The 15577-nt window shown below is 68.4% G+C and carries 13 protein-coding genes; 11 read left to right on the forward strand and 2 right to left on the reverse strand.

Translation table 11 applies throughout. The annotated features are described in order from the left end of the window. Positions 1-7 precede the first annotated feature (7 nt). Positions 8-1153 (forward strand): aminotransferase class I/II-fold pyridoxal phosphate-dependent enzyme, encoded by a 1146-nt coding sequence (locus E6J58_20075; GenBank protein ID TMB33729.1) that lies wholly within the window; start codon positions 8-10, stop codon positions 1151-1153. A 4-nt stretch (positions 1154-1157) separates the two neighbouring features. Here the strand turns inward: E6J58_20075 and E6J58_20080 are convergent, their stop codons facing one another. Continuing rightward, positions 1158-1817 carry a response regulator gene (locus E6J58_20080; GenBank protein ID TMB33730.1) on the reverse strand — a complete coding sequence of 220 codons (660 nt, stop codon included), beginning with the start codon at positions 1815-1817 and terminating at the stop codon, positions 1158-1160. A gap of 72 nt (positions 1818-1889) precedes the next feature. On the opposite strand from E6J58_20080, the gene E6J58_20085 reads away from it, so the two are divergent. From E6J58_20085 to E6J58_20115, 7 genes are all read left to right on the forward strand, one after another. Next, a complete protein-coding gene (locus E6J58_20085; protein TMB33756.1) occupies positions 1890-3641 on the forward strand; it encodes an ATP-binding cassette domain-containing protein in 1752 nt (583 codons plus the stop codon). An 11-nt stretch (positions 3642-3652) separates the two neighbouring features. After that, on the forward strand, positions 3653-4600 hold the full coding sequence (locus E6J58_20090) for an aldo/keto reductase (GenBank protein ID TMB33731.1): 948 nt from the start codon (positions 3653-3655) through the stop codon (positions 4598-4600). A gap of 40 nt (positions 4601-4640) precedes the next feature. Beyond that, complete coding sequence (locus E6J58_20095; protein TMB33732.1) at positions 4641-4928, forward strand: hypothetical protein; 288 nt, start codon at positions 4641-4643, stop codon at positions 4926-4928. Next, positions 4918-5730 carry a lipase gene (locus tag E6J58_20100; GenBank protein ID TMB33733.1) on the forward strand — a complete coding sequence of 271 codons (813 nt, stop codon included), beginning with the start codon at positions 4918-4920 and terminating at the stop codon, positions 5728-5730. The genes E6J58_20095 and E6J58_20100 overlap by 11 nt, the downstream gene beginning before the upstream one ends. Positions 5731-5743: 13 nt before the next feature. Next, positions 5744-6073 carry a hypothetical protein gene (locus E6J58_20105; GenBank protein TMB33734.1) on the forward strand — a complete coding sequence of 110 codons (330 nt, stop codon included), beginning with the start codon at positions 5744-5746 and terminating at the stop codon, positions 6071-6073. Positions 6074-6145: 72 nt separating this feature from the next. Next, positions 6146-8209, forward strand: coding sequence for an OPT family oligopeptide transporter (locus tag E6J58_20110; GenBank protein TMB33735.1), 2064 nt, complete (start codon positions 6146-6148; stop codon positions 8207-8209). A gap of 447 nt (positions 8210-8656) precedes the next feature. Continuing rightward, positions 8657-10051, forward strand: coding sequence for a hypothetical protein (locus E6J58_20115; GenBank protein ID TMB33736.1), 1395 nt, complete (start codon positions 8657-8659; stop codon positions 10049-10051). A gap of 6 nt (positions 10052-10057) precedes the next feature. On the opposite strand, the gene E6J58_20120 is transcribed toward E6J58_20115, so the two are convergent. Beyond that, the gene (locus E6J58_20120; protein TMB33737.1) at positions 10058-10258 is read right to left on the reverse strand and encodes a hypothetical protein; all 201 of its coding nucleotides are present in this window, start codon (positions 10256-10258) and stop codon (positions 10058-10060) included. A 67-nt stretch (positions 10259-10325) separates the two neighbouring features. Between E6J58_20120 and gcvP the strand changes: the two genes are divergently transcribed. The 3 genes from gcvP to dauA all read left to right on the forward strand — a co-directional run bounded on the left by gcvP (position 10326) and on the right by dauA (position 15519). Beyond that, a complete protein-coding gene (gene gcvP / locus E6J58_20125) occupies positions 10326-13178 on the forward strand; it encodes an aminomethyl-transferring glycine dehydrogenase (GenBank protein ID TMB33738.1) in 2853 nt (950 codons plus the stop codon). A gap of 14 nt (positions 13179-13192) precedes the next feature. Next, positions 13193-13681, forward strand: a complete 489-nt coding sequence (locus E6J58_20130; GenBank protein TMB33739.1) for a Crp/Fnr family transcriptional regulator — start codon at positions 13193-13195, stop codon at positions 13679-13681. An 80-nt stretch (positions 13682-13761) separates the two neighbouring features. After that, complete coding sequence (gene dauA / locus E6J58_20135) at positions 13762-15519, forward strand: C4-dicarboxylic acid transporter DauA (GenBank protein ID TMB33740.1); 1758 nt, start codon at positions 13762-13764, stop codon at positions 15517-15519. Positions 15520-15577 lie beyond the last annotated feature (58 nt).

A 15577-nucleotide genomic window follows, 5' to 3' on the forward strand; every position in this document is an offset into this window, starting at 1 on the left:
TGCGACCATGCGTCCGGATACCCTGCTCGTCCATGCCGGTGAGCCGCGGCCGCGCGACGGCGGCGCGGTGGCGATGCCGATCTACCAGTCGAGCACGTTCGAGGAGACGGAGGCGCGGGGCTACCACGACATCCGCTACGCACGCCTCTCGAACACGCCCACGCACGAAGCGCTCCACGCCAAGCTGGCTGCGCTCGAGGAGGCAGAAGCGGCGCTGGCGACGGCCAGCGGCATGGCGGCGGTGAGCGCGGCGCTCCTCTCCGTGCTCCGGGCAGGCGATCACGTCGTTGCGCAGGACGGCCTCTACGGGGGCACGCACGACCTGCTCACGCGCGATCTGCCGCGGCTCGGAATCACGGTGACGTTCGTTTCCGGAGACGATCCCGCAGCCTGGCGCGCCGCCGCCACACCGAAGACGCGCGTGTTCTACGTCGAGGCGCTCACCAACCCACTGCTGCGCGTCGCCGATCTTCCCGCCGCCGCTGCGTTCGCCCGGGAGCGCGACCTGGTCTCGATCATCGACAACACCTTCGCGACGCCGCTCGCCTTCCGGCCGCTGCGACATCGGTTCGATCTGGTCCTGCACAGCGCGACCAAGTACCTGAATGGCCATAGCGACGTCATCGCCGGCGCGGTGATGGGATCCGCGGCGCGGGTCCGCGAAGTGAAGCGGACGCTCGACCACCTGGGTGGCTCGCTCGATCCCCACGCCTGTTTCCTCCTGCAGCGGGGGCTGAAGACGCTGGGCGTCCGCTACCGTCAGCAGTGCGCGACCTCGCTGGCGGTGGCGAAGTTCCTCGAGAAGCAGCGGGCGGTGGCGCGCGTGAACCACCCTGGGCTCGAGAGCCATCCCCAGCACTCGCGGGCGCGCGAGCTCTTCGCTCACTTCGGAGGCATGCTCAGCTTCGAGCTGAAGGGCGGAGCCGACGCGGCCGAGCGGATGTTCTCGGAGCTGAAGATCCCGCTGCATGCGCCCAGCCTGGGTGGTCCGGAGACGCTGGTCACCCGGCCGGCGGCGAGCTCGCACGTCGGGCTCACGGCGGAGGAGCGCGCGCGGATCGGAATCTCCGACGGACTGGTCCGCGTCTCCATCGGGCTCGAGGCCGCGGAGGACCTGATGGAGGACTTCGCTCAGGCACTCCGGGAGGGGTGAGGGCTCAGCCAAGCCGAAGCGCGGAGACGTGCGCCTCGATCGCCCTGACCAGCTTTTCGTTCGTCCTCAGGAAGCGCGCCATCTGCACCAGCTTCTCGGCGGCCTGGACCAGCCGCGCGTGGCGATCGCGCGACGCGAGCACCAGGGACTCCGTGCCCTCGTCGGCGCGTCCGGGGCCCACGTGCTCCGCCATGGCGAGCTGGATCTGGAGATCGCGGACGCGGCTGTCCTTGTCCTTCAGCTCCTGCTGCAGAGCGGTGAGCTTCACCAAGAGACCGTCGCGCTCGTCGCGCAGGCGTACGCCCCGGATCGCGGACTGGACCCGGTCCGCGATGGTGTCGAGCTCCGGAGAAGGCTTCTCGACGTAATCCTGGGCGCCGATCCGCAGCGCTTCCACCGCGGAACCCATCGAGGGATAGGCCGTCATCATGATGCATGCACAGCGCGGCTGCCGCCTGCGGAGGTGCCGCAACACTTCGACGCCGTCGATTCCGCGGCCCAGGTTCTTGTCCACCAGCGCCGCGTCGAACTGCTGCTCGCTCACCAGCTCGAGCGCGCGCTCTCCCGAAGGAGCGCCCACTGCCGCGAAGCCGGCGGCGCCGAGCGTCTGCCCCAGCAGCCGGACCAGCTCTGGTTCGTCGTCGACGACGAGGACCTTCTGCATTGCAGAGCAAGACAACCGCGAGGCGGACCTGGGAGCAAGGCGTGGAGATCGCACCTTTGCCCACCGTCTGGCATTCTCGGCTCCGTGGTGAACAGAACGGCTACATTACGGAGGCTGCTTTCGCTGGCGCGCCCCGAGTGGAAGCTCCTCGGCGCCGGCGTCCTGTTCCTCGGCCTCGGCAGCGCGATGGCCCTGCTCTATCCGCAGGGCATGCGCATCATCATCGACGGCGTCCTCGGAGGCGGGAGCCCGGCGCAGATCGACCGCGCGGCGCTGTTCATGGTCCTGGTCGCGTTGCTGCAAGCCGTCGCCGTGTCCGCCCGCTTCACCCTGATCTCGCTGGCCGGCGAGCGCGCGGTGACGCGCATCCGCGAGCGGCTCTTCTCCGGCATCCTCGACCAGGAGATTGGCTTCTTCGATCGGCGGCGCACCGGCGAGCTGACCAGCCGCCTCGCCTCGGACACCGCCGTGCTCCAGAGCGCGGTCAGCGCGAATATCTCCATCGGGCTGCGCAGCGTCGCGCAGATCGCCGGGGGCATCGGCTTCCTTCTCTGGACCTCGCCGGTCCTCACCGGCCTGATGCTGGCGGTCGTGCCGCCCATCGCGCTCGGCGGCGTGCTCTACGGCCGGCGGGTGCGGAAGCTCTCCCGCGACGTGCAGGACGCGCTCGCCTCCGCCAACGAAGTCGCGGAGGAGGCCATCTCGGGGATCCGCACCGTGCGCTCGTTCGCCGCGGAGGGCGCCGAGACCGCGCGTTATTCGACGAGGACGCGCCACGCCTATGCGCTGGCGAAGAAGCGCGTGCTCGCCGGCGCGAGCTTCATGGCGTCGGGATCGTTCGCTGCGTATGCGGCCGCGGCGGTGGTGTTCTGGTACGGCGGCAGGCTGGTGCTCCGCGGGGAGATGACGGTGGGCGGCTTGACCAGCTTCCTGGTCTACACGCTGATCGTCGCCTTCTCCCTGGGAGCGCTGGCGGATCTCTGGGCCGACTTCATGCGCTCGCTCGGCGCGGCCGAGCGCATCTTCGAGCTGCTCGACCGCACGCCGGAGATGGCGCCGAGCGGCGGCGTGGTGTTGCCCCAGGTCCGCGGCGAGGTCGCGCTGGAGGACGTCAGATTTGCGTATCCCTCGCGCAAGGACGTCCTGGTGATCGACCGCGTTTCGCTCCGCCTGTCTCCGGACGAGGTGGTCGCGGTGGTGGGACCCTCGGGCGCCGGCAAGAGCACGCTGGCGGCGCTGATCGCGCGACTCTACGACCCGGATGAGGGGCGCCTGCGGCTCGACGGACGGGATCTGCGCGACTTCGACGTCGGCTTCCTTCGTCGGCAGATCGGCACCGTGGCCCAGGAGCCGATCCTCTTCTCCACCAGCGTGGCCGAGAACATCCGGTACGGGCGACCGGGAGCATCGGATGCGGAGATCGAGGCCGCAGCGCGGGCCGCGAACGCGCACGCGTTCGTGGCGAGATTTCCGCAGGGATATCAGACGCTGGTGGGCGAGCGCGGCGTCCAGCTCTCGGGCGGGCAGAAGCAGCGCGTGGCCATCGCGCGCGCGGTGCTGAAGGACCCGCGCATCCTGGTGCTGGACGAGGCGACCAGCGCGCTCGACGCGGAGAGCGAGCACCTGGTGAAGGAGGCGCTGGAACGGCTGATGAAGGGCCGCACGACGTTGATCATCGCGCACCGGCTGTCCACCGTGAAGGATGCACACCGGGTGGTGGTCCTCGACGCGGGGCGCATCGTCCAGAGCGGGCCGCACGCGACGCTCCTACGGGAAGACGGATTGTACCGGCGACTGGTGGAGAAGCAGTTCGTCGCCGCGTAGACTCCGCCCCCATGGACCGCTACCTCGATCCCCGAAGCGAAGGATCCCCGCCCGCGCTGGTCGTCGGCACGATGAACTTTGGCAAGCGCACGCCGGAGCTGGAAGCACATCGCATCGTCCAGCGTGCCCTGGAGCGCGGCCTCACGTTCTTCGACACGGCCAACGTCTACGTCGACGGGGAGTCGGAGCGGGTCCTGGGGCGCGCCCTGGGCAAGAAGCGCGCGGAGGCGCAGATCGCCACCAAGATGGGAATCGGCAAGATGAGCGACCCGGAGGGGCTCGCCCCGGAGCGCATCGCCGCGGCCATCGACGAGAGCCTGCGCCGGCTGGGGACCGACCACGTCGAGCTGTACTACTTCCACAAGCCGGACCACTCCCGTCCGCTGGAGCCATCGCTGCGGGCGGTGGAGAAGCTGATCGCGTCCGGCAAGGTGGGCGCGTTCGGCGTCTCGAACTTCGCCTCCTGGCAATTGCTGGAGATGATCCAGGCCGGCTTGAAGCCGCGCGTCTCGCAGCAGATGTACAACCTGCTCGTGCGCCAGCTCGAGATCGAGTACTTCCGCTTCACGCGGAAATACGGCGTACACACCACCGTCTACAATCCGCTCGCCGGCGGGCTTCTCGCCGGCAAGGTGCCGCGCGACGTGGCTCCGGAGCCGGGCTCCCGCTTCGACCGCAACCCCATGTACCAGCGCCGCTACCTGACCGAGCGCTTCTTCGATCTGGCGGATGCCTTCGCGGGTCTGGCAGCCGAGGCAGGACGCACGCGCGTCGAGCTGGCGTACCAGTGGGTCGCGGCGCGACCAGGAGTGGATTCGATCCTGCTCGGCCCCGCCTCCGTCGAGCAGCTCGATGCCGCAATCGATGCCGTGAAGAGACCACTGCCGAAGGAGGTCATCGATCGAGCCGACGAGCTCCACCGCGCCTTCCAGGGAACCGACGCAAGCTACGCGCGGTAACATTCGCGCCGCGCGGATCGTCGCGCTCGCAGCGGACGCCGTGCAGATCGCCATCGCCCCACTCTTCGGGGAGGGATTCGCTTCCCCGTTCAACGACGCCCTCGACCTGGCGGTGGCGGCGATTCTCATCAAGCTGCTCGGCTTTCACTGGGCATTTCTTCCCACGCTGGCGGCGGAGGCGATGCCCGTGCTGGACCTCGCCCCGACCTGGACGGCAACGGTGCTGTTCGTGACCGGCTCGCAGCGGCGGACCTGGTGGCTGGTCGCTGGACTCAGCGTCCTCGCCGCCGTCGCGCTCTGGTGGTTCTTGCGATCGCATGGGTCCTGAGCGCGCCTCGGCGGGGCACGTCGGATGGATGGCGCGGGAGCTGCCGGCGCCCGTGGATGTGACGCCACGATTTCTCGAGCTGTACGAACGACCGCCGCGCGTAGCGGTGCCGGTCCTGCTCGTCGCGGGGATCTTCACCCAGTACTACCCCGGGTATCTGCGGCGCGTGCGCAGGGCGCTGCGCGCCGCGGAGTTGCCGATCGATACCGAGCAGACGCTGGCCGCGAACGCCCGCACCATCCGCGACCGGGTGCTCCTGGAACGGCGTCCGGTGGTTCTGCTCGGTCAAAGCAAGGGACCGCTCGACATCCACGCCGCGCTCTCGCTCCATCCGGAGATCGTTCCGAAGGTTCGCGCCCTGGTTTCCGTGCAGGCTCCCTTCGGCGGGACGCCCCTCGCATCGGACGCGGAAGCAGCGCCGCTGGCTCGCGGCCTGATCCGCGGAGTGGTCGGCGGTCTTCTGCGCGGGTCAGCCCGCGCTTACTTCGAGATGGGGTATGCCCAGCGGCGCGAATTCCTCGCCAGACACCAGCCGCTTGCCGACGTACCGACGGTGGCGCTCGCATCGGTGACTGCGCGCGCCGGTCTGTTCCTGGAGAAGACGCGTCGGTACATCACCGAGACGTACGGCGCGCAAAACGATGGTTTCGTCCCGCTGCAGGATGCGCACATCCCCGGAGCGCGTCTGGTGCGCCTGGAGGGGATCGATCACGCCTCCATCGCCCTGCGCTGGCTGCGCCCTCGGGGGCCCTTCGAACCGGGGCGGGTTGCGCAGGCGCTCGTCGCGCTGGCGGTGGAGTGACTACCTTCTGCGCATGAAACTCCGCCGACTGATCCAGGCAGGCGCAGTGGTCCAACTCACACGGTACGCGCTGAATCGCCGCCGGGAAGCGCGCAGGCGGCACCGGCGCCAGACGGCGGTCAACTTGATCACACTCGCCGCCGGAGGCGCCGCCGCGTGCTGGTTCATCTCGCAGCGGCGTGAAGCGACACCACCGTGGGTCCTCAAGAAGCAGCGCAAGGAGGAGCGGCGGGAGGCGGCGCGGCACGGGCGCGAACGGCCAGCAGCCCGCCCGGGTAGCGTGCACGTCGAGGAGGGCGCGGACACCGACCTCAAGGTGCCGGTCGGCGAGCAGATCGAGTAGCCGGCTGCCGGCTACATTGACCTCCGGCTCGCGTCTCGGGTACTCAACCGCCGCCCTTGCAAGGAGGCGGACATGGCCGAACGCGTCGCGCCGGTTGCGGACCACAAGCCTTACGTTGCGAACGACGCGCGCATCGCCGAGTTCACGCCGAAAGCGGTGATCGTCGGCGCGCTCTTCGGACTCATCTTCGGCGCGTCCACCGTGTACCTTGCGCTGAAGGCGGGGTTGACGGTGAGCGCCTCGATCCCCATCGCCGTCCTTTCCATCTCGCTTTTGAAGAAGCTCGGCGGATCCACGATCCTCGAGAACAACATCGTCCAGACCATCGGGTCGGCGGGCGAGAGCATCGCGGCGGGCGTCGTCTTCACCCTCCCAGGGTTCCTCTTCCTCGCCGTCGATCCCGCCAGCCGGCAGAGCGTCGGCGCCGGTTATTTCACCTACTGGACCATCTTCACGCTGGCTTTGCTCGGCGGAATGCTGGGCGTCCTGATGATGGTGCCGCTGCGGCGCGCACTGATCGTGAAGGAGCACGGAAACCTGCCGTATCCCGAGGGCGCCGCCTGCGCGCAGGTGCTGATCGCCGGCGAGCGTGGCGGCGAGATGGCGCGCACGGCGTACATGGGCCTGTTCTTTGCCATCGGCTACGCAGTGCTGCAGCAGATCCTCAAGGTGATCGCGGAAGTGCCCGGCTACGTGACGCGCGCGACGAGCCGCGTCTTTCCCGCGGCGACCGTGAATGCCTCGATCACTCCGGAGTACATGGGCGTCGGCTACATCATCGGACCGCGGATCGCCGGCGTGCTCGTCTCCGGGGGCGTGCTGGCGTGGCTCGGGATCATTCCGCTGATCGCGTCGCTGGTGCCGGCCGACGTCATCGCCTCGCAGCTGGTGAAGCTCGGATACCTCGCCGACATCGGCAAGGCGGGCGCCTACGGCTGGGATCCCGCGGCGCACTCGTTCGGGCAGCTAAACCGCGCCATCTACTTCGCCTACGTGCGCCAGATTGGCGCGGGTGCGGTGGCGGCGGGCGGGTTCATCACGTTGCTCAAGACGCTTCCGACGATCGTGGCCAGCTTCAAAGGAAGCCTCGCTTCGCTGCGCGGCGGCGCCGGCGCCGCGAGCACCGCCCGCACCGAGCGCGACCTGCCGCTCGGCGTCACCGTCCTCGGCAGCCTGGCGCTGGTCTTCATCATGGCGCTGTTGCCCTTCTTGCCGGGAAACTTCGGTGGCCGCTTGCTGCTCGGCATCCTGATCGTGGTCTTCGGATTCTTCTTCGTCACCGTGGCCTCCCGCATCGTCGGGCTGATCGGGACGAGCTCGAACCCCGTCTCCGGGATGACCATCGCCACGCTGATGGCGACCTGCCTGCTCTTTCTCGGCATCGGGTGGACGGGCGACGTCTACCAGCCGATGGCGCTCTGCGTGGGCGGCATGGTCTGCATCGCGGCGGCGAACGCCGGCGCCACCTCGCAGGATCTGAAGACGGGATTTCTGGTTGGCGCCACGCCCCGCTACCAGCAGATCGGACTGCTCATTGGCGTCGCCGTGGCAGCGCTGGTGATCGGCTTCACCGTGCAGGTGCTCGACAAGGCGACCGTGGACACCGCGACCGGATTGGTCCGGCATCAGATCGGCACGGAAGCGTTCCCCGCTCCCCAAGGCACGCTGATGGCGACGCTGATCCGCGGCCTGTTGGCGCACAATCTCGACTGGCAGTTCGTGCTGGTCGGCGTGTTCCTCGCCGTGACCATCGAGCTCTGCGGGGTGTCGCCGCTGAGCTTCGCCGTCGGCGCCTACCTCCCGCTCTCCACCACGCTGCCCATCTTCGTCGGCGGCGCGATCAAGGGCATCGTGGACCGGCAATCCAGTGCGAAGGCTGGCGGCGGCCACGGTGACGACGTCGGCCCCGGCAGCCTGTTTGCGACAGGCTTGGTGGCGGGCGGAACGCTGACCGGGACGATCGTTGCGTTCCTGCACTGGGGCGACAAGGTCGGAGCTTTCGTCGACTCGCTCGACGTCAGCGAGAAGCTCACGCACGGGTTGGGGGCGGGGGGCTACCAGATCCTCGGCGTCGCCTGCTTCGCCCTGATGGGGCTGCTGCTGTACCGCATCGCGCGCCGGCCGATGCAGCTCTAGCTCAGCGCGGATTCTCCGCGGGCTGCGGTTCCTCGCCCGCTTTCGCGGGGCACGTGTGCGGCGGGTCCGTCTGTTCGCCCGTTTCGGGTGTGCAGAACGGGACTGCCGCGTCCGGTGAGATGGCAACGGCAGCAGCGACTAACCCGGCTTGAATGAGCGTGTTCGTCGCGTCTGCACCGGGATCACCGCTGTCTGCCGTCCAGATGAAGGGGTCGTGTGCTCTCTCGCCGGGCGAACGCGAACGCACGGGCTCGTGGACACAGCCGACACTCGCGAGCACAAGCAGGAGGACGGTCGCATGGCGCATGTGTCTGAGTGTAGCCGAGCGATTGGCAGGCGGGTACGAGCGCCCGGATCCCACTGGGTTGCAGCCAGGGGACAACTCGGCCGTTGAAAATACGGTGTGTCGTTCCCAAATCGGTCTCGGGAGGCCGTGGGGGTCTGTCTATGCGCACCACCCTTTCCCTCTGCGCCGCGACGCTCATAGCGCTCGCGACCGCAGCGTGCGGCTCGATCAACGCAACGCCTGTACCTCCCGGATCAGACGGAGGAAGCGGCGGAGGCGGGCAGCCGGATGCCGGTGGCGGTGGTGGCGGGCAACCGGATGCCGGTGGCGGTGGTGGTGGGCAACCGGATGCGGGTGGCGGCGGCGGTGGCGGGCAGCCCGACGCGGGTGGCGGCGGCGGTAGCGGACAGCCGGATGCGGGTGACACCGGCGGCGGCGGTGGCGGACAGCCGGATGCGGGTGACACCGGCGGTGGCGGACAGCCGGACGCAGGTGGCGGCGGCGGTATCACGCAGGACGAATGCGCCGGGCTCGGCCCGGACGCGGTGGCCCAGCCGACGGCCTCGGCTGCGCTGTCCGCCAGCCGTTACGACCGTTGCAGCGTGGGTTCCACGGACGGGTCTGGCACTGTGGCTTTGATGCTAGACAACAGCAACAATGGGCCTCCGGATCGATTCACGGTCCATCTCTTAGCCCCGTCCGGGACGGAGCGCGGGACCTACAGCGGCTACAGCACGGTCCTCATCGAGGAACTCGCTGGATTCGAGTTGAGCTACTGGGACCTCCAGCAGGGCGAGCTGGCGGCGATCGACGAGAACGGTTCCGTGGTGGCGACGACGGGAAAGACCGTCGACGTTTCCTGGTTCGTCGTAAACGATCCCCTGGGCGGCATGGTGGTGGTCTCGGGGAAGTTCGATGAGACGTCGCCCGCCGTGGTTGTCGCGTACGACGATCACCTGAACCGGCGCTGGCGGACGCAGCTGTCGTTCAACCAACGACCGCTCGCGCTCGGCGTCGATCGCCAGGGAAACTCGCTGGTCCTCTTCAATGCCGCCAGCGGCAAGGTGGGCGGCATCTGGATCGATCATTCCGGCAACGCGGGGGCAGAGTTCCAGGCCACGGAAGGAATCACCGAGCCGAATTCGCTGCTCCTCACACCGCGCGTGGAGAGCGGCTTGTTCTTGCGAGGAGAAACCGGTTCCAGGTGGATCCGGCAATTCGACTCGATGGGTACGGGCGGCGCGCCACCCGACTGGCTCGCGGCGCGTCCGGGGACCAAGCTGCACATGGCGCGCAACGGCCGCGCCTACGCGGTCATCTATGAACAGCGTGCGGACGGTGCCTGCGAGGCGAACATCGAGGTGGTCGCGAGCTCCGGCAAGAGCTGCGGAACGGCGGTCTTTCCCTCCGACCGGGGGGCCGGGTCCATCTGCGCCGGCACATTGACCGTGGGCTACGACGGTACCGTCATCGAGATGGTCGGGGACACGTTCGTCAACGACGGCTTTGGCACTCGGAACTGCAACTTCCGCTGGTGGAAGGGGTTCCTGCAGTAACAGGCGCTAGGGCTTCTTCTCCACCCTGAAGTCCCCCGTCTTCACGTCGAAGTGCAGGCGGAACTGCGCGCCGTCCGGGCTCTTGAAATCCACCTGGTGCTCGAAAACGGTGCGGGCTTCCTGGATGAGGAACTTGAGGTAGTCCCGGTTCCCTTCCTGGAACGACTTGAGCGCGGCCAGCCCGTCGGGGTCGCCCGTCAGGTTCATGGCCGCGGACTCTAGCAGATGGGCGCAGTTCCCGTTATCTTGCGCCGCCCAAAGGGAGCCCGAACAGATGCAGCCGACCCGTCACCCTGATCGATTCGTCGACCGCCACATCGGGCCCAACACCCGGGACGTGGAGGAGATGCTCGCGGCGCTCGGAGTGCGGAACCTCGACGAGCTGATCGACCGGACCGTACCGGCCTCCATCCGGATGCAGAAGCCGCTCGATCTGCCGGCCGGTCGCTCCGAATTCGGCCTGCTGCGCGAGCTGTCCGGGATCGCCGCGAAGAACCAGGTGTTCCGCAGCTACATCGGGATGGGGTACTCGGACACGGTCACTCCGCCCGTCATCCAGCGCAACATCCTCGAGAACCCCGGCTGGTACACGCAGTACACGCCGTACCAGCCGGAGATCTCGCAGGGCCGTCTGGAAGCGCTGCTCAACTATCAGACGATGGTGGAGGACCTGACGGCGCTGCCGGTGGCCAACGCGTCGCTGCTCGACGAGGCGACGGCCGCCGCGGAAGCGATGACGATGTTCCACAACGTCGCCGCCAACGCGGGCAACGCCTTCTTCGTCGCCCAGGACTGCCATCCGCAGACCATCGAGGTGGTGCGGACGCGGGCGGCGCCGTTCGGGATCGAAGTGATCGTCGGCGATCCCGCAAGCTTCGACCCCGCCCGGCAGAAGGTGTTCGGCGCGCTGCTGCAGTACCCCGCGACGGACGGCGCCGTCCGCGATCCGCGGAAGTTCATCGAGAGGGCGCACGCCCAGGGCGCTCTCGTGGTGGTGGCCGCCGACATCCTCGCCCTGACGCTGCTCACCCCTCCGGGGGAGCTCGGCGCGGATTGCGTCGTCGGCTCGACGCAGCGCTTCGGCGTGCCGCTGGGCTACGGGGGACCGCACGCGGCGTACTTCGCGACGAAGAACGAGTACGTCCGGCACATGCCCGGCCGCATCATCGGCGTCTCGGTCGACGCGCAGGGCCACACCGCGCTGCGGATGGCGCTGCAGACGCGCGAGCAGCACATCCGCCGCGAGAAGGCGACCAGCAACATCTGCACTGCCCAGGCGCTGCTCGCCATCATCTCCGGGATGTACGCCGTCTATCATGGGCCCAACGGGCTGAAGGCGATCGCGCAGCACGTGCACGGCCTGACCGCGCAGCTCGCGCGCGGCCTGGCCCAGCTCGGGTACAAGCTGCGGCACGAGGAATTCTTCGACACCGTCGCGGTGCAGGTCGACGCCGCGCAGCTCGGCACCATCTTCACCGCCGCTGAAGCGGGGAAGATGAACTTCCGCCGCATCGACGGCCACACCATCGGCGTCGCCCTCGACGAGACCACCACTCCGGAGGACGTCCGCGACGTCCTCGCAGCGTTCGCCGGAGCGCGCCCCGTCTCCGAACCCACGGCCGACGATACCCGCCTCCCGCGCTCGTTGCTGCGCAAGAGCGGCTACCTCGGCCATCCCGTCTTCAACACCCACCACAGCGAGACCGAGATGCTGCGCTACATGCGGCTGCTCGAGTCCCGCGACCTCTCGCTCACCCGCAGCATGATCCCGCTCGGCTCCTGCACGATGAAGCTGAACGCGACGGCCGAGATGCTGCCCATCAGCTGGGCGGCGTTCTCGCGGCTGCACCCGTTCGCGCCGCGGACCCAGACCGCGGGATATACGCAGATCTTCCAGGAGCTGGAGGCGATGCTCGCCGAGATCACCGGCTTCCCCGGCGTGTCGCTCCAGCCCAACTCCGGCGCGCAGGGCGAATACGCCGGCCTCCAGGTGATCAAAGCGCATCACCAGGCCCGAGGCGACGGACACCGCAACGTCTGCCTGATCCCGCAGTCGGCGCACGGCACGAACCCGGCGTCGGCGGCGATGGTGAACTACCGCATCGTGGTGGTGAAGACCGACGAGAACGGCAACGTCGACGTCGCGGATCTGGAAGCGAAAGCGGCGCAGCATGCCAAAGAGCTCGCCGCGCTGATGATCACCTATCCCTCGACGCACGGCGTGTTCGAGGAGGAGATCCGGCGCATCTGCGACGTCGTGCACCGCCACGGCGGGCAGGTTTACATGGACGGGGCGAACATGAACGCCCAGGTCGGCCTCTGCCGGCCCGGCGACTTCGGGCCCGACGTCTGCCATCTCAACCTGCACAAGACGTTCTGCATCCCGCACGGCGGGGGCGGTCCCGGAATGGGACCCATCTGCGTGGCCAGACACCTCATCCCGTACCTGCCCGGGCACCCGGTGGTGCGAACGGGCGGAGAGAAGGCCATCGGACCGGTCTCCGCCGCGCCCTGGGGCAGCGCCAGCATCCTTCTCATCTCCTGGGCGTACATCAGGCTGATGGGCGCGCAGGGCCTGACACAGGCCACCAAGGTCGCCATCCTGAACGCGAATTACGTGGCGAAGCGTCTCGATGCGCACTTTCCCGTCCTCTACAAAGGCAAGAACGGCTTCGTGGCGCACGAGTGCATCGTCGACGTGCGCAAGGTGAAGCGCGACGCGGGCATCGAGGTGGACGACGTCGCAAAGCGTCTAATCGACTACGGCTTCCATGCGCCCACCACTTCGTTCCCGGTGATCGGCACCCTCATGGTCGAGCCCACCGAGAGCGAGCCGAAGGCGGAGCTGGACCGCTTCTGCGAGGCGATGATCGGCATTCGCAAGGAGATCCGGGAGATCGAGACCGGCAAGGCGGGCCGCGACCAGAACGTCCTCAAGGGCGCGCCGCACACCGCCGAAGTGCTCACGGCGGACGCCTGGGATCGGCCCTATTCCCGGCAGCATGCGGCCTACCCGGCGCCGTGGGTCCGCGAGCACAAGTTCTGGCCCTCAGTCGGGCGGCTCAACCACGTGTACGGCGACAAGAACCTGCTCTGCTCCTGCCCTCCTCCCGAAGCCTGGCGCTGATCTAAGCTAGAGGGATGGCGTCCGAGGAGCTGGTGTCGTTCCTCTCGAAGACCTCCTTCTTCGGCGGGCTCGTGCCCGACGTCGTGGCCATCGTCGCCGGCATGCTGAAAGAGAGGCGCGTCCCGGCCGGCGAGCTGCTCTTCGCCGAAGGCGACACCGGCAAGTCGATGTACATCGTGATGGAAGGCGCCTTGATCATGCAGCGCCACTGCAGCGACGGAACGCAGGCGCGCCTGCTGATGATGCGCCCCGGCGCGTTCTTCGGGGTTCCTTCGCTGATCGAGATGGAGCCGCGCCCGTTCTCCTGCCGCGCCGAGAAGGATTCGGTGCTGCTCGAGCTCACCAACCTCGACCTCTACAAGCTCTACAAGACGGATCTAAAAACCTACATCCTCCTCTTGCAGAACATCGCCCGCGAGCTGTGCCGGAGGCTGCGCAAGGGGGGCGAGCGCATCGCGGCCCTCGAGGACGCGCTGCACGCCGCCACCGGTCGCCACGAGTAGCCGCCCGCACCGGTAGGTGCGGCTTGGCCGCTGACGCCGGAAAGGTGCGGCTTTGCGGGTATGCTTCAGACTGTACTTTCATGGGCCGCACCCGCTACGGGCATTCGCAGTCGCCGCCGCTCCGCCGGCTGCCCGGCTCCGCGCTTCGCGCAGTCTTCGCCGAAGGCTATTCGGCGACGGACTTGCGCCGCGACGTTCTCGCGGGCGTGGTGGTCGGCATCGTGGCGCTGCCGCTCTCGATGGCGCTGGCCATCGCCGTCGGCGTGCCGCCGCAGCACGGGCTCTACACCGCCATCGTCGCCGGCATCGTAGTACCCCTGCTGGGCGGCTCGCGCTTCCAGGTCACCGGGCCGACGGCGGCGTTCATCGTCATTCTCGCGCCCATTTTGGTCCGACACGGGCTGGCCGGGCTTCTGGTCGCGGGCGGGATGGCGGGAGTCCTGCTGATAGCGATGGGCCTGTTCCGACTAGGCCGGCTGATCCAGTTCATCCCGCATCCGGTGACGACCGGGTTCACCGCCGGCATCGGCACCGTGATCGGCGTCCTGCAGATCAAGGATCTGCTCGGCCTCTCTCCTGCGCGGACACCCGACCATTTCCTCGAGCGGGTCTGGTCGTACGTGCAGGCGCGCCACACTGCGCGGGGCTCCGAGCTGTTGATCGGCTCGCTCACCCTGGCGGTGCTCGCGTTTTTGCCGCGCTGGACCAAGCGCGTGCCGGCGCCGCTGGTTGCGCTCCCGCTGGCGGCCTTTCTCGCCTGGGCACTGCACCTCGAGGTGGCGACCATCGGCTCGCGCTTCGTCACCGTCATCTCTGGCGTCGAGGTGCACGGTATCCCGCGCCTCCCGCCGCTGCCGGTACTGCCCTGGCACATGGGAGGGGACCTGCCGTTGACGCTCGCCACTTTTCGCGCGCTGTTTCCCCCGGCCATCGCCATCGCGCTTCTCGGAGCCGCCGGCACCAGGCACGACCCTGACTCGGAGTTGGTCGCGCTGGGAGTCGGCAACATCCTCTGTCCATTCTTTGGCGGCATCGCTTGCACGGGCGCGATCGCGCGCACCGCGACGGGCATCCGCTACGGCAGCCGCTCTCCGATGGCGACCGTGATCCATGCGGTGGTCGTCCTGCTGGCGGTGCTGGTGCTCGCGCCGCTGATCTCGTTCCTCCCGATGGCGGCGCTCGCCGCGCTGCTGGTGATGGTGGCGTGGAACATGTCGGAGGCGCGGCACTTCGTCCACATCGTCCGCGTGGCGCCGAAGAGCGACGTGGCGGTGCTGCTCACCTGCTACGCGCTGACGGTGGTGTTCGACATGGTGGTGGCGGTCACCGCAGGAATGATCCTGGCCGCGTTCCTCTTCATGAGGCGCATGGCCGAGGTGGCCTCGGTCGAGCTCGTCGACGAGCAGCATCCGCACCTCAAGCTGAAGCTGCCGCGCGAGGTGGTGCTCTACGAGGTGAACGGTCCGCTGTTCTTCGGCGCGGCGGAGTCGGCAATGGACGCCCTCAAGGCCATTGGCCAGCGGCCCAAGGTGCTGATTCTTTATCTTGGCGCGGTGCCGGCCATCGACGTCACCGGGCTGGTCGCGCTGGAGAGCACGCTCTCGCGACTGCGGCAGCAGGGCGTCTTCTGCATCATGGCCGGGCTGCGGGAGCAGCCCGCGTCGGTGCTGAAGAAGGCCGGCGTACACGAGGAAGTCGGCCGCCTGCACATCGTCCCGACGCTGGAAGACGCCGCCGCCGACGCGGTCGCCTACCTCGAGGTTCCGCAGCCCCTGCTCAATCCGCAGCTCGTCGATAACGCATTGACGCGGCGCGGTATCAAAGAACGCACGCCATAAGTCTGGCTCCTCGGGCTCGTTCTTTGGCCCGTAGACCCCGGAACCCAGAATCAAAAGT

The sequence above is a fragment of the Deltaproteobacteria bacterium genome, assembly GCA_005879535.1.
Lineage (GTDB): Bacteria > Myxococcota > Myxococcia > Myxococcales > 40CM-4-68-19 > 40CM-4-68-19.